Raw genomic sequence first — 18,331 nt, forward strand, 5'->3', positions numbered from 1 at the left:
GGCGGCTCGGACCGGATCAGCAACCTCACCCTGGCGTGCATCGGCTGCAACCAGGCCAAGAACGCCACCCCGATCGAGGAATTCCTCAAAGGCAGACCCGCCCTCCTGACGAAGATCCTCAAGCAGGCGAAGGCCCCGCTGCGCGACGCCGCCGCCGTCAACACCACCCGGTGGGCGCTGTGGCGGGCACTGGAGGCGACCGGCCTGCCCGTTCACACCACGTCCGGCGGCCGTACAAAGTGGAACCGCTCCCGCACCGGCGCCGCCAAGTCGCACACGTTGGACGCGCTGCACGTCGGCGAACTGGAGACCGTGACCACCTGGCCGTCCACGCTCCTGGTGGTCACGGCGACCGGGCGCGGCACCTACGCCCGCACCACCCCCGACCGGTACGGATTCCCTCGCCTTGCCCGGCCACGGAGCAAACTGCACCACGGCTTCCAAACCGGCGACCTGGTCCGGGCGAACGTCCCGGCAGGCAAGAAGACCGGGATTCACGCCGGGCGAGTCCTGGTCCGCTCCTCCGGCTCGTTCGACATCACCACCCAGCACGGTCGCATCACCGGGATCAACCACCGGCACGTCCGCCATCTTCAACGCGCGGACGGCTACGGCTACACGACCCAGAAAGAAGCCGATCGACATGACTGACCGATCAGGGCACGCCCGGGCCTTGACGGCCCTCCCGCTCCCGGTTCCTCCCCGGCCTGAAGGCCGGGGCATCCTCGGGAGGTTCTGGTGAACAGGGGCCTGTCAGGCGCGGTTTCCACCAGTGGAAACGGCAAAAACCCCAGCGGCCTCACCCTGGACGAATGGAACACCTTCGTCAGCAGCGTCAAGGACGGCGAGTTCGACATGCCCCGGTGATGCGGCGCCTCGTCACCAATGCGCTGGGAGCCGAGTCGTCACCGATCGACCAGTTATGCGGCACGGTTACCCCACGTACGGATAGGTCATCAAGTCCGGCGGGGCGGGGCATCGCCGGCGGTCAGCCGCGTCGCATGGTGAGGATCTCGCGCCCCCGCTCCGGTGTGATCAACCGGGCGATCCTCGGATCGGCCAGCAGAGCGATCGGCGCGAGGTGGTCATCGCTCATCGGGCGCCACAGCGACAGGGCGTCGCGCAGGAGCGGCCAGGCGTCGTCCCCGGTGTGGTCGGCGATCGCGGCGTGCACCGCGTCGTCGAAGTCCGCCCCGCCGAAGCGGACCCGGAATCCGGGCTCGCTCGCCCGCGCCCGGTAGTCGGCGATCAGCCGCTGGACCGGTTCGGATCCGTGCTTCACCAGGCCGACGAGGGTGGACTGGGTGCGCCAGCGAGCGGTGCGCTTGTGGTCGGCGAACAGGATGGGCAGGACCTCGGCTGTCAGGAAGGGAGCGTCAAGAGGCCAGGTGGGCTCGATGCCACGCCTCAGCGTCGAATCGATCAGCTCGATCGCATCGCCGACGCCCAGTATGGCCCGCATCTGGAACAGCAGGATCTTGGCACGGTCCCGGCCGAAGCGCGCGGCCTCCTCCAGCACCGCCAGCGGCCCGTCGACCTCGCCCGCCAGGCTCGCCAGACGGGCCTGCTCGATCTTCGCGTCCCAGTCACGCTGGGTCTGGCACTGCGGGCGGTCCAAGGTGTGAAAACCGGCATACAGGTCGTACATCAGCTCATAGAAGGAGCCGTGCCGCTCCGGGCCCATGGCCCTCCAGGTGAAAAGCTCGTAGGCGGCCCACTCCCCGTGCTCGTCCACGTCTCCCGGGTCGAGGAACAGGATGCCCGCGTCCGCCTCCAGCGAGATCTGCAGCGATCGCGCGAGGATGACGGCATCGTCCTCCTCGTCACCCTCGTCATCGATGTCGTCGCAGTCTTCAGCCCACGGCGAGTCCAGGTCGCGCAGCCACCCGATGTCACCGGTGTCGCGCAGCCGGTGGACGAACAGGCCCGCGTCTCGCCAGCCGTCGGTCGCCAGGAGGAACTCCCGGAAGGACGGCGGCAGCACGCACCCCAGCCGCGCCTCCGCCGCGGCCACCTGCTCGGCCGAGGCAGGCGGGAAGCCCAGCCAGTCATCGGTGACCGGCTCCTCGAACGCCGAGCGCGGCTCCACGTCGTGGACGGCGAGCCACTCCTCACTCCAGCGCTTCAGAAACGGCTTCCAGGCCTCACGGTTCACGCGGCACCCCTCGCACATCGATCATGTCGCGCTCATCCCAGCAGAAGCCACCGACATCGCGGACCGGCACCGAGTGTCATCGCCCGCCAGCAGGTTCCCGTGGGCCACGCAGCTTCTGATGCTGCTGGTCGCGCACGGGTGTGGCCCCGCTCGGATTCGCAGTGGACACGATGCAGATGAGCATCGACGACCAGCGGCTGTACCGCACTGCCTTCCACACCCTCGAGGAGTTCGAACGGCGTGTTAGGGAACTCAACGAGCTGAGCGACCGCGCCGGACGGCCTCACCGGCGGAGCCCTGCGCCCGGCACCGCATCCCTAACTCAGATACCCACAGATCTGGCGCCGAGATCGGGAGCGGATGAACCGTGGGCCGGATATCGGTTCGCCGATATCCGGCAGATCACCCACAGCGAGAATGATGCTCGCTTATTAAGAATGGACCAGCAAGTGTATTCATGATGAGATGCGTCGGTGACGTCTTCCGATATGACTTCGACCGCGAAATACGCAATCGAGGCATATCGCAGAGTGGCCGAGCTCGCGCAGGCCAACGCATCCGCGCTGAACAGAGCGTCTCAGGTGATGCAGACCAATACCTGGGTGGGTGGCGGAGCGTCCTATTTCACCAAAGAACTGTTCTCCCACCGCGTACGGCTTCAGCAGGCGTTCCAGACGGCGCTGGACGAGATCACCGAACTGATCGCACGCCAAGGCGGAACCTCTCCCCCACACCTACGGGTGGTCACCCCACTCCAAACGACCATGAGTGCGGGGGCCGGCGGGTTTAGGGGGATAGGCACCGCCCAGATGGAGCTCCTCATCAGAGAGCTCGACCGGGCCGGTGACCCGCTGCTGGAAGCCGGATCTCAACTACAGAACGCCTGCTCGGTGCTGTGCGTGGCCCCCGGCGCAGGCCCTGCGATCGGCTCCATCGGGGCCTGGGCCGAGACCCAGACCAGAGATCTGCGAAAGCGTCTGGAGACCATCACGCGCGTGGCGCCGATCGCCGAGAACGGACTTCCCCTGCAAGGGCCATTCCTCGGCATGGACACAATCGGTGCGGGAGCGGCGGCGTACGGGCTGTTCGGCGCGTTCGACACCGCGCCGAACAAGGCCAGGGACCTGCTCTCCCGCGCGAGCGGCGGCGATGCCAAAGCCCTGGAGGGGATACTGAAACTCCAGCGGGAGGGAAAAGACGCGAGCTTGGCACAGCGGGTCAGCGCCTGGTGGAAGACACTGAGTCCGGCCACCGCGAAGGAGCTGACCAGTGCGGCTCCGGGCCTGGTCGGCTCACTGAACGGGCTGCCCTCGGCCACCCGCGACAGACTCAACCGGACCTTTCTCGACCAGGAGGAGAAACGGCTGACCACGATGCTGTCCGGTCTCACGGAGAAAGCCGGGTGGGCCGTGTTCTCCGGAGAGGGGCGCGCGGGGTTGGAGGTGGCCAGAGAGCGGGTCTCCCTCATGCTGAAGAGGGTCCAGGAGGTGAGAGCGGCCCTCGCCAAGGGAGGCCGGAACGGCTTCCCCCCGGCGCTGCTGCTCGCCTTCGACGCGGTGAACGCGCACGGCCGCGCGGTGGTGTCGTACGGCGACCCCGACAGGGCACACAACATCACCACCTATGTGCCGGGGTTGACCACCCAGGTCGAGAACGGCGCCGCCGACTTCGACCGCGCCCGGCGCACCTGGAGTGCGGCAGACATGTTTGCCGACGGAAACCAGACGGCTTCGATCGCGTGGCTCGGCTATGACGCTCCGCAGCTCGACCTCGGATTGATCACCCCGGGCCATACGGTGGCCGCGGACGGTGCCGCCGAGAAGGGCGCCCAGGAACTGGCCTCCTTCACCGATGGGCTGCACGCCACCCATGACCTCGCCGTACCGGCCCGTCTGACCATGGTCGGCCACAGCTACGGCTCCCTGACTACGGGTAAAGCCGCCACGCTGCGCCCTCCCGGGACGTTCGCCGACGACCTGAGCCCCGGCGTTGGCACCTCCCAGGCCACCGAGCTGGGTGTGGGCAGTCATGTGTGGGTAGGGGCCAGTGACAATGACCCTGTCGCCAAGCTTGGGCGGTTCGGTGGAGATCCGGACTCCCCCGAATTCGGCGCCATCCGCTTCCGCGCTGGCGAGGGCGGCCACTCCGACTACTGGATGGACAATTCTGATTCTCTAATTAACATCGGCCACATCATCGCCGGAGAATTTGATGACGTCCAGAAAATATTCGCACCTTTTCTTCGGCCATCGGATTTATCTTCATAAATGTAAACGTCGCGAAAAAATCGCGCGAGATGCCAATTAAGCTAGCCGCCGAACGGCCACGCGAACTGCGAGAGGAACTCATGGCACGGCGATTACGCGTACTCGCGGCACTCACCGCGTTGATGATGGTCAGCTGGCTCAGCGGCTGCGCGAAGGAGTCGAAGATGAACGATGGGCCGAATATGTCCGAGGCCCAGGCCCTCACCCGGGTGGAGGAGCTCATCCGCTCGACCCTCACTGGAATTACACCGACTCCTGGCCTGGACCTTTACCCCACGAGTCTCGCTGACCACCCCTGCATCCCGAATGAGGGGAACATCCTCACCGGGGATATCTATGTCATTCGAATTTACTACCTGACAGGGATTCCCAAGGAGCGTCTCGTCGAGGCGGCTCGACATATTCAGGCGAACTGGGAGGGGGCAGGACATAAGATTACAAACGAATATGCGTTCGATAAGGGCAAACCTAGATTGTCCGGCAGGACCGGTGATGACTTTCGCCTCGCTCTCGATACGGCCAAGCGAAACTCTACCTTGCAAATTTTGTTCTCAGTGAGCTCGCCATGCTTTCGCCCCGACAAGCCTTCCCCCTCCTCCACCTGACCCGCCAAACTCATTTCTCCTTGCTCGCACAGCTCATCAGCCGAATTCTGCCGCGTCATCGTGGGATGGGGAGGCCGGCGTCCCGGACGAGTGGGGATCAGGTCCGTGGACGCCGGCCTTTGTACGGTCCACGCTCGGCAAGGGGGGCCGCGGGCATGGACCGGCTCCGGGTTCAGGGGATCGGTGGGAAGTGGGGACGATCCCGCTGAATCCGGAGGTCGGGGGTTCGGGGTTGGTGGGGCTGGGTGGGGAGGTCGAACCAGACGCCGGTGCCGAGCTGGCCCGTGCCGCACAGGCGGGTCCATTGGGTGCCGCAGCGTCCGTGGGTGAGTTCGGTGACGATGCGCAGGCCCCGGCCGCCGAGTTCGAGGTCGTCGAGGCGTTCGGGGAGAGGCGAGGGGCGGTGCAGGAGGTGGTCGATGAGGGTGGTTCCGGCTCCGGCGTCCACGACCTCGGCCCGGACGGGCAGGCCGTGGTCGTGCAGGAGGCGTAGTTCGTAGGGGCCGGGGGCATAGCGGGTGGCGTTGGTGACCAGCTCGGAGACCACGATCTCCAGCTCGTCGAGCACGTCAGCGGTCAGGGGCAGCTTGGCCAGCTGATCGCGGAAGACTCCCCGAGCCCGCCGGGCCGCATTACAGCGAGGCAGACACCAGGCGGTCATCCGGAAGCGGTTCTGGGCTCTGCCGTACTCGCCGGGGTCCGGGACGGGAACGTGCTCGATGAGCATCGTTGCTCCTAACGGGTGGGAACGGAGGCAGTTCCGCGATCGAGCCCGCCAGGGCTTAGCGTGACTACCTCGATACGGAGCGTGCTGTGCGGCTATCATTATGCGAGACTTCCTTAATCCGCAACCACTCATTGATGAGAAATCCCAAGTTCGTGGCTGAAGCGTCAGACAGGATTCAGAAGAAGTCATCCCAAAAACGGACATAGAGGTGACGAAATGCGGTACAGCCTGTCGGTCCGAGGGCGCCGACTCCTGCGAGAAATACGCGCCATTCGCGAATCATGTGGCCTATCGCCCGAACAGGTCGCCAAACGACTCGGCTGGTCCCGTTCGAAGATCTACCGAGTCGAAAACGGAGAAAGCCGCCTCATTCTCGAAGATCTCGAACTGCTCCTCAACGTCTACGGCGTACCCTCTCCGCAGGCCGAAGCGCTTGGCAAACTCTGTCGGGAGGCATGGAAACGCGGCTGGTGGCTGGCCTACAGCGACATGTACAAGGGCGGGTCGTACTTCGTCCTGGAGGACGACGCCTCAGCCATCACCTTCCTTGTCCACAACATCCCTGGTCTGTTGCAAACCCCCGACTACGCCCACGCCTTGATCGCAGGGACCCTGCTGGACGGCTCCGAACAGGAGATCCGTAGACGCGTCGAAGCACGGATCACCCGGCGCCAACTTCTTACCCGTGCCGAACCGCCCCAGATAAGCGTCATCCTCGACGAGGCCATCCTGTGGCGAAAGATCGGCGGCACCCAGATCGCCCGTACCCAACTCGACCATCTGATCGATGTCGCCGCGCACCCGGCGGTCACCCTTCAGATCGTCCCCCTCGCCGCAGGCGGTTACCCCGGCTTGGACGGCGAATTCACCATCCTGGACTTTCCCGACAAGGAAGACCCTCCTGTGGCCTACCAGGAAGGTTTCTTCGGAGATATCTTCGTGGAGGCACCCGATGACGTCGCCCGGTATTACCGGGCCGTCGAGGTCGCACGTGACAAAGTCCTCACTCCCGACGAGTCGGTGACGCTGATCAAGGACGTGAGAAAGGCGATCTGATGACCAGTGAGCAGGGTTGGATCACCAGCAGCTACAGCGGCAGCGGCCAGCAGTGCGTCCAGATGAAGCCGGTACCGTCCGGGGTCGCCATTCGTGACTCCAAGAACCCGGAGGGACCCAGGCTGCTGTGCACTCCCAACACCTGGCAAACCCTGGTGACCGAGGCGCGGAACGGCTGCTACGACCTGCCCGCACACCTCACCGAAGCACCGTCTCACCTGTCCAAACCGGCAGCCACAGACCTCGCCCTCGCCGCAGCCGAGTGGCTGCCCGCCCCCACCCCCGGCGACATCCACCTGTCGATCGCGTTCGTCGACGCCCACATAGCGATGCGCCTCACCCCCACGGAGGAGACGCTCGTGTTCACCCCCGGCGAGTGGAACGCGTGGCTGTCCGGAGCCAGAGACGGCGAATTCGACCACCTCACCTGAGCCGCCCAGGCGCGATCAGTTCGCGCCGGGGTCAGGCGCTGTTTACAAAGTTCGCGAACCTGGAACTGGCACATCGATCGTGTACCTGTCCGAACTGATCGACCGGTTGTGAGGCACCGATGGATCTGTCTGGCGCCGAATGGCACAAGAGCACCCTCAGCCAGGGCGGCGGCAACAACTGCGTAGAGGTCGCCCGGAACCTTCCCGGTGGAGGCCAGGCCGTACGGGACTCCAAGAACCCCACCGGCCCCGTCCTGAAATTCACCCTGGGCCAATGGAACACCTTCATCAGCAGCGTCAAGGACGGCGAGTTCGACTAGCGAACACCCGCTACACAGGTGCGACTACGACGAGCCGCCGAGCCAGGGCTGCCATCTCGGCGAGTAGCCCGGCCGGTGGCTGGTCGAGTTTCGAGTGCGTGCTGGTGGATGGTGATGCGGGCGTGCCGGGTCTGGAGGATCTCCAAAACGTAATCGGCAGGCCAGTCTCGGGGTCGCATCCGGTCGCGCGCCGCACGGTGCGGAGAAATTCCGGGTCCTCGTCGAGGTCGACGCCGTACTCGTCGATCCGTCCAGCGTTCCGGCGGGACCTGGCGGACGACCATGTGCGCGCCCGGGTAGTCACCAGGTGGGCGACACGGCTACCGGCTACGTCGAGTTCCACCCCGCTCTCCACCCTTCGAGGGTGCCGCTCCACCCCACCCGATCCCTACCTTCCCAGGCATGGACAAACGCTCTGGACGGTCGGGCCTCTGGCTCGACCTGCTGCACCGGCTCCTGGACGCCAATGGGGGAAAGATGAACGGCAAGCTCCTGCTCGCGATCGTGGTCGTGGCGCTGCTGGTGGTCGTCGGCTTCGTGGCCTTCCGGCTTATCCTGGTGGACATGATTTTGACCTTGAAGGACTCGCGCTAAGCAATGCGGGAGGTGTGGGGTCGGGTCGTGCGGCTGCTGGCGGCCGATGACCCCGAAACCGGCCGCCTGGTCAGGCTGCTGATAAGCCTGGTCTTCGCCTGGTCGCTCGCGACCGCCTCCCCCGACCGCGCCCCCGCACTGGTGTGGTCGGCGCTCGGCGCGTCCATGGCGTGCTGGCTGGCCTTCGTCCTGTTTGACGGCCGCTTTCCGCGCGTGGCCGTGGCTCTGCTCGCGGCCGGTTCGGCGATCGCCGCGTCGGTGTCAGGATCGGCCGAGGCGGCGCCCACGGTGTTGCTGTTCGCGACACTGCTGCTGTTCGCGGCGCACGTGACGCCGAGCATGGGAGCGATCGTCGCGGTCACCGTGGGCGACCTGGCGCTCATGGTCGGCAGCATGCTGTGGTGGGAGCAGCCTCGATCGGCGATCGTGGTCCGCGGGGCGGTCATGATGTGCACCGTGCTCTTCGCGTTGCACCGGCGCCACTACCGCCGGGCCCAGCAGGACCGGGCCAGGGCCATGGCGCTCGACGAGCGGGCTCGCATCGCCAGAGAGCTCCACGACGTGCTCGCACACTCCCTCGGTGCCCTGGGGGTGCAGCTGGAGGTCGCCGAGGCCATACTCACCGAGCGAGGCGACGTGGAGGGAGCGGTGACGCGCATCCGCAGGTCGCGGGCTCTGGCCAGGGAGGGGCTGGTCCATGCGCGCTCGGCGGTGGCGGCCCTGCGCGAGGACGTGCCGCCGCTGCCCGACGCGCTGAGCCTGCTGGTCGCCGAGCATCGCAGGGACCACGACGTGCCCGCCGAGCTGCGCACGACGGGCGCCCGGCGGCCGATCACCCCGGCGGCGGAGGTCTGCCTGCTGCGTACGGCACGCGAGGCGCTGACCAACGCCGCCAAGCATGCCCCGGGCGAGCCGGTCACGGTCGAGCTCGGCTACGGTGAGGGCGCCATCCGGCTGGTGGTGCGCAACCCATGCGCGGCCGGACGCGCGGCGGCGTCATCCGGGCACGGCCTGCAGGGCATGGGTGAGCGGCTGGCGCTCGCGGGCGGGACTCTGAACGCCGGACCGGCGGGTGGTCTGTGGGAGGTACGGGCGGAGGTGCCGGAGTGAGGGTTCTGGTCGTGGACGACCAGCAGCTCATGCGCGAGGGCCTGGTGGCGCTGCTGGACCTGGTCGACGACGTGGAGGTGGTGGGCGACGCCAGGAACGGCGAAGAGGCCCTGAGCCTGGTGGCCGAGCTGCGCCCCGACGTCGTGCTCATGGACCTGCGCATGCCCGTGATGGACGGCGTCGAGGCCACGCGGCGGATCGCCCGCCATTACCCGGAGGTGGTCGTCGTGGTGCTGACCACCTACGACGACGACCGGTCCGTGGACTCCGCCCTGCTGGCCGGGGCCTGTGGCTACCTCACCAAGGACGCCGGACGCGCCGAGATCGCCGCCGCCCTCCGCTCCGCCGCCGCCGGGCAGTCGACGTTCTCGGCCGCGGTGTCCCGTCGGCTGGTCGACGCGCTGTCTCGCGCCGCACCACCGCCGGTCACGGCCTGTCCCGACGGGCTGACCGTGCGGGAGGTCGAGGTGCTGCGGCTCGTCGCCGGGGGTCTGAGCAACGCGGAGATCGGCTCGGCCCTCTTCATCGCGGAGACGACCGTCAAGACGCACATCAACAACGCCTTCGCCAAGATCGGCGTCCGCAACCGCACGGAGGCCGCCGCCTACGCGCGCGACAAGCTGCACTAGCCTCGGTCTTTCGTGGATCCGTCCGCGGCGCCTCAGAAGTGCTGCAGCCCGGTCACCCGTAGCATGTCGAGCGCCGTGGCATCGGGGGTTCCCGGCTCGGCCGAGTACACGAGCACGGTCTGGTCGCTGTCCGGGAGCAGAAGGGTGTCGCAATCGAGCGTGATGGTCCCCAGCTCGGGATGGGCGATGCTCTTGGTCGCGGTACGCCATGGGGAGGAGCGTCCCTCCCGCCACAGCTCGTCGAATCGCGGGCTGCCACGACGCAGTCCTGTGATCATTCGCGCCAGTTCGGGGTCGTTGGGGTAACGGGCCTGGGCGGCACGGAGCGTGCCGACCGAGGCGCGAGCGGCCGCGTCGTCTTCGCCCGGACCCGCGGCGACCTGGCAGCGGCTACTACCGAGAAAACGTTGCCAGATAAGGTTCCGCTGCCGCTGCGGCCACGCGGACATGTCGCCTTGAAGCGCCGCCCCGAGGGGATTCCAGGCCAGCACGTCGCCCTTGGCCGACAGCACCAGCACGGGCAGATCCGCCATGCGGTCCAGCAGCCGGAGCACGCTCGGCCGTATGACCGTCGCGACGCGTCCGGCCTGAGGCGGCTCGTGACCGGCAAGCCGGAACACCAGGTCGCGGTCATCGTCGTCGAGCCGCAGCGCCTGGGCCAACGCGGCGATGACCTGGCTCGAAGGCCGCGGCCCGCGCCCCTGTTCAAGCCGGACCACGTAGTCGACGCTCAGACTCGCGAGCATGGCCACTTCCTCCCGGCGCAGGCCCGGCACCTGGCGGCGAGTGCCCGACGGCAGCCCGACGTCCTGCGGTCGCACCCGGGCCCGGGCTGTGCGGAGTACTTCGGCGAGTTCGGCTCGGTCCACTCCTCGATGATGTCGCACGGACCGCGCGGCCGGGTGGTACCGCGGGTCCCATGCCTCAGCGGTCCTGGCGTGCCCGGACGCGCGCACCGACGATCGACCCCATGACGGACATGAAGACGGTGGCGCTGGTCACCGGAGCGAACAAGGGACTGGGCCGGGAGACCGTACGCCGCCTGGCCGGGAGAGAATGGCTGGTCCTGCTGGCCGCCCGGGACCGGGAACGCGGCATGCACGCCGCGGACACGCTGGCCGGTGAAGGGCTCGATGTCGAGTTCGTCGAGCTCGACGTGACCTCGGACGAGTCCGTGGCGGCGGCCGTGAAGGCCGTCGCCGGCCGCGTGGATCACCTGGATGTGCTGGTCAACAACGCCGGAGTCGGTGGCCCGTTGCTGGATCCGGCCGACATGGGCGCCGACGCGCTACGGGAGCTGTACGAGGTCAACGTGTTCGGTCAGGTACGGGTCACACACGCGTTCCTGCCGTTGCTTCGGAAGTCGGAACAGCCCCGCATCGTCATGGTGTCCAGCGGTCTCGCCTCGCTGACACACGCCGGTGACCCCACCCGCCCCGAGTCCGGCTTCCTGGCCCTGGACTACGCCTCGTCGAAGGCGGCGCTCAACATGATCGTGTCCCAGTACGCCCGAGCGCTGCCCGGGTTCAAGGTCAACGCCGCGGATCCGGGCAACCCCGCCACCGACATGAACCATCACACGGGTGTCCACACCGTCGCCGAGGGGGCCGATGCGATCATCAGGTTGGCCACTTTGGACCCTGACGGGCCCACCGGAGGCTTCTTCGACCGTAACGGCCCCGTCCCCTGGTAGGAGCGAAGATGGCAACGATTCTGACGATCGGGCTACATCCGAACGCGATCGACTACACCCGGCATCCGGGCCTCGATGAGGCGACGCTCACCGCACGGATCGAGCAGGGCGACGCGGCTCTGCGGGCGGCGGGTTTCGACGCGGTGTCGTGCCTGATCGGTACCGACCCGGACGCGGCGGAGAGGACCATCCGGGAACGGTTGTCCGAGGGCACCTTCGAGCTGGCCATGATCGGAGGTGGTGTGCGGATGGCACCCGAGCACACCCTCCTGTTCGAACGGCTGATCAACGTGCTGGTGGCGACGGCACCCGGGATCCGGTTCTGCTTCAACACCTCACCGGAAACGACGATCGACGCCCTTGGCCGTTGGGTGTAGCCGTCCGCTGGTGCCCGGCGTTCGTCAGTGGGGACCGGCGCGACAGCCGGGCCCCACCCTGACCGGAAAGCGAAGACAACCCTCAGCCGACCGCACGAAGATCACGAAAGATCGAGGCTGATTCCCGTGGTTACGGTCAGGTCCCGTTCTCAGTGTGCTTCTGCGGCAGTCTCGTGAGGACGCATGGTTGTTTTTTTCGGTGACAGACCGGTGTGTTTTCCGGCGAAGGCCAGGATGTCCGCGGTCAGGGCGCGTTCCTTGCTCGCGGGAGAGGCGGCGTGGGCGGTGTCTGGTTCTCGACGCATGAGGACCGGCCGGTCACTGCTGGTGGCGTGTTGGAGTGCCGCGCACATTTTGGTGACGTGGGCCTCTCCGGTCTGCAGATCGGTTACCGCGCCGGTGAGGAGGAATGCGGGATAGGGGGCTCCGGGCGTGACGTTGTGGTACGGGGAGTATGTGAGTAGCCATTGGAGTTGTTCGGGTTGGGAGGCGGTACCGAATTCTTCGGTCCATGTGCATCCCAGGCCGAAGTGTTCGTAGCGCACCATGTCACATAGCGGGCCTTCGGCGATGACCGCGGCGTACAGGTCCGGTCGCTGGGTGGCGGCGGCGGTGACCAGTAGCCCGCCGGCGGATTGGCCAAAGATCGCCAGTTGGTCGCGGGTGGTCCGGCCGGTGTTGATGAGCCAGGTCGCGGCGTCGTTGAAGTCGCTGATCGCGCGGTGTTTGTGTGGTCCACGGCCGGCGTCGTGCCAGCGTTGGCCTTCTTCGCCGCCTCCGCGTACACAGGCGACCGCGTAGGTGCCGCCGGCGCTGACCCATGCGGCTGCCATGGGGAAGAACCATGAGCGCATCGGCATGCCGAAGCTGCCGTAGCCGTAAAGGAGGGTGGGGCGGGGGCCCTGATGCTCCTCAGCCGGGGTGAACAGGAGCAGCGTGATCTCGGTGCCGTCGCCGGCGTGATAACGCACGCTGCGGCTGCGGATTCCTGGAGTGTGGCCGGCTATTGCGGCGCCGGTTTCTTGTTCCGTCTTCCCGCTGGCGGCGTCGTGGCGATAGATGGTGGGGGGTGTGGTCGCGTCGCAGTAGCTGAACCACGCGTGATGCCCGTGTGGGACGTTCGTGCGCAGGGATGACACGACGCCCGCGCCGGGAAGGGGCAGATCGGTGAGCAGCCGACCACTGGCCAGGTCGTGCAGTGTCAGGGTGGAGGTGCCGTGGCGGGCGCGTGCCACCAGCAGGAGGGGCTGCGGAAGTGCCGGGCCGTCCAGGACCAGACACTCGTCCAAGGGGGCTTGGGGATCTTCGGCTACCAGTGCGCGCCATGCGGCCGGGTCGGTATCGTGCCGGTGCGCCGTACAGATGCGGCCACACGGGGCCTGGTAGTCGGTGACCAGCAGCAGATCGTTGTCCGCGAGGAAGCGTGGGAGAACACGGGCGCCTATGGTGCGTCCATCCACGATCCTGATGAAATGCGGGGCTTCCGGATCGGTGAGCTCGGCCACGTACACATCGTTGTGCGAGGCGGGCCCGACCATCGCAGTGATCGCCAGATGATGGCCGTCGGCGCTGACCGTGAGCCCGTAATAGTGCTCTGGGGCATCGTCACCGCCGAACACCACCGCGTCGGTCCGCCAGGGCGAACCGATCCGATGCAGCCTCACCCGCCGCTGCAAACGCATGTCGCCGGGGGCCAGTTCCTCATCGGGAACACGGCTGACGTAGTAGAACGCATCCCCTCCCGGCAACCAGGCGAGCGAGGTGTTACGGGCGCGTGGCAACGGCCCGTCCACCGTCTCCCCGGTACGCACGTCCAGCACCATGATGTCGCTGCCGGGCTGCTCGGCGACCTCCATTTGGACAGCCACACGTTCGCCCTCGCGCGATGGCCACCAGGCATACAGCCCGGTATGGCCGGACGGATCGATCTCTGCCGGATCGACCAGCACCCGCCTGTTCCCCGCAGCGTCAACGACGAGCAGGCGCCGTTGCTCATCCCCACGGAGTTGCTCGGCAAGGAACATGACCGGACCACGCACCATCGGAGGCTCGGACACGCCGAAGGATGACATCTGATCCACCAAGGACGCCCACGATTGCTTCTCACGCCATCCGGCGCGATATTCGCGGAAGAGACGATCCTGGGCCGCGGCCCAGTCCCGCACGCGCGCGTCATTGCCGTCTTCCAACCATCGGTAGGGGTCGGAAACCGGGAATCCGAACAGATCCTCCACCACATCGCTGCGCCAAACGGCAGGGTACGACAATCGCGCCACAAACGCCCCCCGATGCATCGCCCCGCCCGCAATTAGGTCGAGGCACTGCGGTCTTGACACCGCAGCACCTCGGCTCATTCAGCTACGACTGGCCGCGAAGAATGTCCGCCTGCCAGCCGCGTACGCCCCCAATGCGGGTAGTCGGAGTGGAATCACGATACGGTAGGTATCCATTCATGTCAGCCTCCCGGATTCGTTGATTCGCCCGGAATGAGCGATTACGACGACAAGTATCCCCGCACCCGGGATCGATAAACACAGGCTTCGCCCTCGACGGTGAGCGCCAATCCTCCCTGGATCCTCGGCACGCACATCGGCCATATTGGCTATCCTCCTGCTAAAATTTCGCGCAAGAGAAAAAGACGTACTAGAATGCCACGTCTATATCGATCTAGCGCAACAGTAATGCGGAGCCTTTCGAGATAGATCCCGGGGCTGACGACGTTCTCAAATCGTGAGACCGAGAGCGATCAACGGGTTGCCGAAATCATCGCGGGCCCAGCGGGTTCCCTCGGCGATGTCGGCGATGCCGGTGAAGTTGAGCAGCCGCAGCGCGCCGATCGCGTAACTGCGCATGACCGCCAGGACCGATGGGGCTGAGGCTGTCCGGCAGGCTCCCCACATGACCCCGCCAAAAGTGACGGCCGGCTTCGGGGCAACTTCATGCACGCGATGGGTCGTCAGGTCTGCCAGAGGGTCGACAGCACCACGTGCAAGGTGGTCGCGCCCAGGACGCTGATCACGGCGTTGCGGGTTTTCAGGTGCAGCCCGATCGCGGTGGCCAGGGCCGCCGCGGTGGGCACGACGGCCGACCAGGTGGGGCGGACCTCGCTCAGGGTGTACAGGGCGAGGATCAACATGATGCCGGTGGGCATCTGCAGGGCGAGGTAGCCCAGGACGGCCGAGCGGCGCAGCGGGGTCAAGACGGCGAAGGGCAGGGCGCGCAGACCCCAGGTGACGGCGGCACTGACGGCCACGGCGGCGGCCAGGTAGTGCGGGCTGGGCACGGGTTTTCACCTTTCCCCGGCTGAGGCGGCCGCGGCGGGCACGGGGCGGGCGTGATCGTCGGGCGCACGGGAGGCGGTGTGGCGGTCCACGGCGTAGCGGATCAGCAGGCCTGCGGTGAACAGGGCCATCGCGGCCGGCAGCACCTGCCCGGGAGTCAAGAGCGCGGCGACGGCGAAGCCGGCCGCTGCCAGCAGGGGAGCGGGCAGGTCCCGCTGGGCGCGCCAGGCGTCGATCGTCAAGACCACGAACAGGGCGGTCAGGGCGAAGTCCAGGCCGTGCAGGGTGAGCGGGATCAGGGATCCGGCGAGCGCGCCAAGGGTGGCTCCACCGACCCAGTAGCCCTGGCACAGCACCTGCATCCACAGAATGCGGGCGCTGTTCCAGGAGCGGGCGCGATCGCCGGCGGTCAGGGCGTAGGCCTCGTCGGTGAGCGCGAAGGTGGCGTAGATGCGGCCGAGCGGCCGGACCTGCGACAGCGGGAAGGACAGGGCGTAGAAGACGTGCCGGAGGTTCACCAGCAGCGCAGTCACCGCGATCTGCCCCAGCGGTGTCACCGAGGCGACCAAGCCCAGCAGCAGGAACTCCAGCGACCCGGCGTAGATCACGGCGGTGAACACCGTGGCCCACCACCAGCTCAGCCCGGTGTGCACCACCAGGACGCCGAAGCTGATCCCGAGGGGGAACAGGCTGAGCCCCACCGAGGCGGTGTCGGCCGCTGCCGCCGCGAAGTCCCGCGACCCGCCCCTCGCTCGCATTGCACTCATGGAAGCAATTTTAGTGCGTATAGTGCATAATATGGTTTCAAAAATTATCAGGAGTAAAGCGTATGAGCAATATTATTAGTCTTGATCACATTGATCGTGAAATATTATTTCACCTTGCTCGGGACGGTCGGTTGTCGAACGTGGAGCTGGCCGGCCGGGTGGGGCTGACACCCCCGCCGTGCCTGCGCCGGGTCAAGCGCCTGGAGGACGCCGGGGTGATCGCCGGGTACCGGGCGCAGATCTCCCCGGCGGCCCTGGGCCGTTCCCTGGAAGTGGTCATCTCGGTGGAGATCGCGGTCAACGACCTGCAGACCGTGGAGGACTTCGAATCCCGGGTCGCGGCGCTGGAGGAGGTCGTGGAGTTCCGGCGCATGTTCGGCCGCCCGGACTACTACATCAGGGTGGCGGTCGCCGACCCGATCGTCTACGAGGAGTTCCTCAGCCGGCAGATCCTGCCGCTGCCCGCGGTCTCCCGGGTCGACTCCCACATCACCATGAAACGCATCAAAGGGGTCTAGCCCGCATACGCCCAAAGCTCACATCCGATCTCGATGTACCGGATGACGCACCCGGGTCGTGCGGCTGCCATCGCGGTGAACCCGCAGGTCGGCACCATGTACTGGATAAGAGACCGTTGCCACGTACCTGAGGCGGAGCATCAGGGGTGTCGATTTCCGAAGCAGCCTGCACGGATGCCCGAGGTGCTTGCACTGTCGGCGTAAGGGCCCGAAGGCGGTTCGGCGGACCTCGAGGTTCGGGCATATTTCCGGCATTGTCTGAGCCGTATCCCGGGGTGCTACCGCCGAGCGGGTTCTGCACCTTTGGGCGAGCGGAACCTAACGTGGCGCTTTCCTACGGTGCACGGCCATCGCCACCCCGAGGGCGAGGGCGGCATATCCGCAGGTCACGGCCAAACCTCCCCATGGCGGGAGCGGGTAATAGCCCCCGAGCAGTGACTGGTCCACGTCCACATGCGCGAACGTGGGGACGCTCTGCGTGATCGCGAATCCGGCGGCAGGGGTGATCATCAGCAGCCATGGCACCAGACCCGCGGTCGCCAGCAGGTAGGGCACGACGACCAGCGCGATGGCCAGCCCGATGGCGACGATGCCCCGCTTGACCAGCGCGGCCAGGCCCAGAGCCAGCACGGCGGCGGCCGCGGTCAGCGCCGCGTAGCCGACGATCACCCGCAGCTCGGTACCCAGGGTGATCGGCTGAATCGGGTTCTGATTGGCACGCAACATCGCCAGGCCGACAGGGACCACGACCCCCGAGGTCACCAGCCCCGTCACGAACGCGACCGCGCCGACCACCATGGCCTTGGCCGCCAGCAGCCACGCTGGATGCGGCTCGGCCGGCAGGCCGGTCCCGATCAGCCCCCGCCGGTGTTCCGCCGTGAAGAACGAGACCGCCACCACGAGCACCAGGATCAGCCCCACAGCCCCGCCGATCAGCATGAGGTCAGCGCGCAGACCGCCCTCCACCGTGGCGGGCCCGATGTCACCGCCCCCGGTCACGAGGAGCTTGTCACCGGACTCGACGACCCCGCCCGGGTGATGCAGGGTCTTGCCGTCAGGCCCCAAGGAGACGCCGACGTCGTCACGCCGCCACGAACCGTTCGCGCCCTGCAGCTCGATCTGGTCGAAGGTGGCGGTGGCCTGGGCGAAGGCTTTCGCCATCTCCCACAAGGCACCTGGCGAGGTGGCGAACAGCCCGATCTCGACCGTCTCCGGCAGCCCGGTCAGCTTGACCGTGCCGACCTCGGTCCACGTCTTTCCGTCGCCTGACTCGTAGCCGGTGAGAGTGTCGCCCGACCTGGTCAGCCGCAGCCACTGTGGCCCCTGCACAGGACCGCCGGCCACGTCGTGGGTGAAGTTGTGCTGCATCCTCACGCCGTGGCTGCCGGTGATCATGACGGCGGCGTACGGCGTGCCCTGCGTGAGGCTCTGCCTGACCAGGAGCCCGGCCTGGGCGCTGGTGGTCGAGTCGGTCGCCGCAAGGTACGGGCTGAGTGCCTCACGGCATGGGCCCGGCTGATGGAGGCGCTGGTGGCCGGGCGCCGCCCCGACCGGCCGGGACCGCCGATGGCCGGTACCGCCGCGATCGGGGCGGTCGTGCATCTGCTGGCCACCGCCATTCAGGAGGGCCGGGACCTGTCCTCGATGAGCGACATCCTGGCCGGCATCGCCTACCGCTTAATGGCCTGACGGCGGGGCCGGCCGGCGGCTAGTGGCGCGTCACGCAACCTTGGCGGGATAACTGGTCCATGAGCGGATCGGGGAGCTGGCTGCGAAGCTGACCTTGGGCTGGGCGTGCCGG

At 67.1% G+C, this 18,331-nt stretch carries 22 protein-coding genes and 1 pseudogene; 15 read left to right on the plus strand and 8 right to left on the minus strand.

The features are described from left to right. Together ABZU75_RS38990 and ABZU75_RS38995 are read left to right on the plus strand one after the other, a co-directional pair. Positions 1-651, plus strand: a pseudogene (locus tag ABZU75_RS38990) (HNH endonuclease); the annotation flags it as partial. A gap of 87 nt (positions 652-738) precedes the next feature. Further along, the gene (locus tag ABZU75_RS38995; protein WP_355565982.1) at positions 739-867 is read left to right on the plus strand and encodes a hypothetical protein; all 129 of its coding nucleotides are present in this window, start codon (positions 739-741) and stop codon (positions 865-867) included. A gap of 121 nt (positions 868-988) precedes the next feature. Here the strand turns inward: ABZU75_RS38995 and ABZU75_RS39000 are convergent, their stop codons facing one another. Further along, positions 989-2,155, minus strand: a complete 1,167-nt coding sequence (locus tag ABZU75_RS39000) for an SMI1/KNR4 family protein (protein ID WP_355565986.1) — start codon at positions 2,153-2,155, stop codon at positions 989-991. A gap of 176 nt (positions 2,156-2,331) precedes the next feature. On the opposite strand from ABZU75_RS39000, the gene ABZU75_RS39005 reads away from it, so the two are divergent. The 3 genes from ABZU75_RS39005 (at position 2,332) to ABZU75_RS39015 (ending at position 5,027) form a co-directional block, all read left to right on the plus strand. Further along, on the plus strand, positions 2,332-2,616 hold the full coding sequence (locus tag ABZU75_RS39005; RefSeq protein WP_355565989.1) for a hypothetical protein: 285 nt from the start codon (positions 2,332-2,334) through the stop codon (positions 2,614-2,616). 123 nt (positions 2,617-2,739) lie between these two features. Next, positions 2,740-4,422: an alpha/beta hydrolase gene (locus ABZU75_RS39010; RefSeq protein WP_355566044.1), complete on the plus strand. Its 1,683-nt coding sequence runs from the start codon at positions 2,740-2,742 to the stop codon at positions 4,420-4,422. 29 nt (positions 4,423-4,451) lie between these two features. Further along, on the plus strand, positions 4,452-5,027 hold the full coding sequence (locus tag ABZU75_RS39015; RefSeq protein WP_355565992.1) for a hypothetical protein: 576 nt from the start codon (positions 4,452-4,454) through the stop codon (positions 5,025-5,027). Between the two features lie 172 nt (positions 5,028-5,199). On the opposite strand, the gene ABZU75_RS39020 is transcribed toward ABZU75_RS39015, so the two are convergent. Further along, on the minus strand, positions 5,200-5,754 hold the full coding sequence (locus tag ABZU75_RS39020; protein ID WP_355565995.1) for an ATP-binding protein: 555 nt from the start codon (positions 5,752-5,754) through the stop codon (positions 5,200-5,202). Between the two features lie 216 nt (positions 5,755-5,970). Between ABZU75_RS39020 and ABZU75_RS39025 the strand changes: the two genes are divergently transcribed. From ABZU75_RS39025 to ABZU75_RS39050, 6 genes are all read left to right on the plus strand, one after another. Continuing rightward, positions 5,971-6,810: a helix-turn-helix transcriptional regulator gene (locus tag ABZU75_RS39025; RefSeq protein WP_355565998.1), complete on the plus strand. Its 840-nt coding sequence runs from the start codon at positions 5,971-5,973 to the stop codon at positions 6,808-6,810. Beyond that, positions 6,810-7,241, plus strand: coding sequence for a DUF397 domain-containing protein (locus ABZU75_RS39030; protein ID WP_355566000.1), 432 nt, complete (start codon positions 6,810-6,812; stop codon positions 7,239-7,241). The genes ABZU75_RS39025 and ABZU75_RS39030 overlap by 1 nt, the downstream gene beginning before the upstream one ends. 119 nt (positions 7,242-7,360) lie before the next feature. Next, positions 7,361-7,561 carry a DUF397 domain-containing protein gene (locus ABZU75_RS39035; protein WP_355566003.1) on the plus strand — a complete coding sequence of 67 codons (201 nt, stop codon included), beginning with the start codon at positions 7,361-7,363 and terminating at the stop codon, positions 7,559-7,561. A gap of 402 nt (positions 7,562-7,963) precedes the next feature. Then, positions 7,964-8,155, plus strand: a complete 192-nt coding sequence (locus ABZU75_RS39040; protein WP_350917601.1) for a hypothetical protein — start codon at positions 7,964-7,966, stop codon at positions 8,153-8,155. A 3-nt stretch (positions 8,156-8,158) separates the two neighbouring features. Continuing rightward, entirely contained in the window at positions 8,159-9,265 is a 1,107-nt protein-coding gene (locus ABZU75_RS39045; RefSeq protein ID WP_355566008.1) for a histidine kinase, read from the plus strand. After that, complete coding sequence (locus ABZU75_RS39050) at positions 9,262-9,894, plus strand: response regulator transcription factor (RefSeq protein ID WP_355566011.1); 633 nt, start codon at positions 9,262-9,264, stop codon at positions 9,892-9,894. Before ABZU75_RS39045 ends, ABZU75_RS39050 begins: the two co-directional genes overlap by 4 nt. Before the next feature lie 32 nt (positions 9,895-9,926). Here the strand turns inward: ABZU75_RS39050 and ABZU75_RS39055 are convergent, their stop codons facing one another. Beyond that, positions 9,927-10,763, minus strand: a complete 837-nt coding sequence (locus ABZU75_RS39055) for a helix-turn-helix transcriptional regulator (RefSeq protein ID WP_355566014.1) — start codon at positions 10,761-10,763, stop codon at positions 9,927-9,929. 101 nt (positions 10,764-10,864) lie between these two features. On the opposite strand from ABZU75_RS39055, the gene ABZU75_RS39060 reads away from it, so the two are divergent. Together ABZU75_RS39060 and ABZU75_RS39065 are read left to right on the plus strand one after the other, a co-directional pair. Then, a complete protein-coding gene (locus tag ABZU75_RS39060; protein ID WP_355566017.1) occupies positions 10,865-11,587 on the plus strand; it encodes an SDR family oxidoreductase in 723 nt (240 codons plus the stop codon). Positions 11,588-11,595: 8 nt separating this feature from the next. Further along, entirely contained in the window at positions 11,596-11,964 is a 369-nt protein-coding gene (locus ABZU75_RS39065; protein ID WP_355566020.1) for a hypothetical protein, read from the plus strand. Positions 11,965-12,113: 149 nt separating this feature from the next. On the opposite strand, the gene ABZU75_RS39070 is transcribed toward ABZU75_RS39065, so the two are convergent. From ABZU75_RS39070 to ABZU75_RS39085, 4 genes are all read right to left on the minus strand, one after another. Continuing rightward, positions 12,114-14,198 carry a prolyl oligopeptidase family serine peptidase gene (locus ABZU75_RS39070; protein WP_355566023.1) on the minus strand — a complete coding sequence of 695 codons (2,085 nt, stop codon included), beginning with the start codon at positions 14,196-14,198 and terminating at the stop codon, positions 12,114-12,116. A gap of 489 nt (positions 14,199-14,687) precedes the next feature. After that, positions 14,688-14,816, minus strand: coding sequence for a hypothetical protein (locus ABZU75_RS39075; protein ID WP_355566026.1), 129 nt, complete (start codon positions 14,814-14,816; stop codon positions 14,688-14,690). Positions 14,817-14,920: 104 nt separating this feature from the next. Next, complete coding sequence (locus ABZU75_RS39080) at positions 14,921-15,247, minus strand: AzlD domain-containing protein (protein WP_355566029.1); 327 nt, start codon at positions 15,245-15,247, stop codon at positions 14,921-14,923. A 6-nt stretch (positions 15,248-15,253) separates the two neighbouring features. Then, positions 15,254-16,012 carry an AzlC family ABC transporter permease gene (locus tag ABZU75_RS39085; protein ID WP_355566032.1) on the minus strand — a complete coding sequence of 253 codons (759 nt, stop codon included), beginning with the start codon at positions 16,010-16,012 and terminating at the stop codon, positions 15,254-15,256. Positions 16,013-16,074: 62 nt separating this feature from the next. Here ABZU75_RS39085 and ABZU75_RS39090 point away from each other — a divergent pair, with 62 nt between their 5' ends. Further along, the gene (locus ABZU75_RS39090; protein ID WP_355566035.1) at positions 16,075-16,530 is read left to right on the plus strand and encodes an Lrp/AsnC family transcriptional regulator; all 456 of its coding nucleotides are present in this window, start codon (positions 16,075-16,077) and stop codon (positions 16,528-16,530) included. Between the two features lie 318 nt (positions 16,531-16,848). Here ABZU75_RS39090 and ABZU75_RS39095 read toward each other — a convergent pair whose 3' ends face one another. Beyond that, positions 16,849-17,925, minus strand: coding sequence for a hypothetical protein (locus tag ABZU75_RS39095; protein WP_355566038.1), 1,077 nt, complete (start codon positions 17,923-17,925; stop codon positions 16,849-16,851). Here ABZU75_RS39095 and ABZU75_RS39100 point away from each other — a divergent pair. After that, positions 17,908-18,219: a hypothetical protein gene (locus tag ABZU75_RS39100; RefSeq protein ID WP_355566041.1), complete on the plus strand. Its 312-nt coding sequence runs from the start codon at positions 17,908-17,910 to the stop codon at positions 18,217-18,219. The genes ABZU75_RS39095 and ABZU75_RS39100 overlap by 18 nt on opposite strands. The last annotated feature ends 112 nt before the right edge of the window (positions 18,220-18,331 follow it).

Origin of the sequence: Streptosporangium sp. NPDC005286 (assembly GCF_040607515.1) — a bacterium.
GTDB lineage: Bacteria > Actinomycetota > Actinomycetes > Streptosporangiales > Streptosporangiaceae > Streptosporangium.